At 71.4% G+C, this 879-nt stretch carries 1 protein-coding gene; it reads right to left on the bottom strand.

Annotation, left to right across the window (positions count from 1 at the left end; all coding sequences use genetic code 11):
* Positions 1-21 precede the first annotated feature (21 nt).
* A complete protein-coding gene (locus FNX44_RS27265) occupies positions 22-753 on the bottom strand; it encodes a class I SAM-dependent methyltransferase (RefSeq protein WP_143651626.1) in 732 nt (243 codons plus the stop codon).
* Positions 754-879: the final 126 nt, after the last annotated feature.

Below are 879 nucleotides of genomic sequence, written 5' to 3' on the forward strand. Positions count from 1 at the left end.
GGGCTGACCGGGGGGCCCGTGTCAGCTCTGGCGGTGGAAGAGGGCGGCCCAGAGGAAGGGTTCGCCGAAGTGGGGGGAGTGCCGGGGCTCGCCGTGCATGCGGCGCAGTTCGACCTCTGTCAGGTCGGAGAAGACGTGCCGGAGCGCTTCGGCGGAGTACGCGAGTCCGCCCTCCAGCCGGCCCTCCCGGTAGAAGTCCGCGTCGTCCCGCTCGGAGCCCATCGCGCCTGAGGCGAAGCAGGTGAGGCCGAAGTGGCCGCCGGGGGCGAGCAGCCGGTTGAGGAGCGCCAGGTGGCTTACGCGGCGGTGCGGCGGGAGGTGGTGGAAGCAGCCGGAGTCGTAGACCAGGTCGTACTCGCCGCGCAGGGCGGCTCCGACCGGCCCGAACGCGTCGCCGTGATGGAAGCGGGCGGTGAGGCCGGCGGTGGCCGCCCGTTCGCGAGCCCAGGCGAGCGCGTGGGCGGAGAGGTCGACGGCGTCGACCTCGAAGCCGCGTGAGGCGAGGTAGAGGGCGTTGCGGCCGGGGCCGCAGCCCAGGTCGAGGGCCCGGCCCGGCTTGACCAGCCCGCGTTCGACGTACGAGGCGAGGTTCTCGTCCGGTTTGTCGACGAAGAACGGCACGCCCTTCGATCGGTCGGCGTAGAAGTCGTCCCACCAGGTCGCGCCCTCGGGCGTCCAGCGGTCGGCGCCGCGCGCGAACAGCCCGTCGAGCAGGCGGAGAACGTCTTCGGTCGTGCGGATGCTCCGGTCCATCCGGGCCCCCCTTTCCACCTCTGGAGACTACCGCCGATCGATGGAAACCCGCAGGTCAGATGGGGTGATGGAGAGGTGTGGGTGGGGGTGTGGAGACCGGTGGGCGCTGTCTCTTATACACACTGA

Source organism: Streptomyces alkaliterrae, from assembly GCF_007097205.2.
In the GTDB taxonomy this organism is placed as follows: domain Bacteria; phylum Actinomycetota; class Actinomycetes; order Streptomycetales; family Streptomycetaceae; genus Streptomyces; species Streptomyces alkaliterrae.

Excerpts from the sequence above, each read along its gene's own strand:
- FNX44_RS27265 (WP_143651626.1), bottom strand. The coding sequence starts at position 753 with ATGGACCGGAGCATCCGCACGACCGAAGACGTTCTCCGCCTGCTCGAC.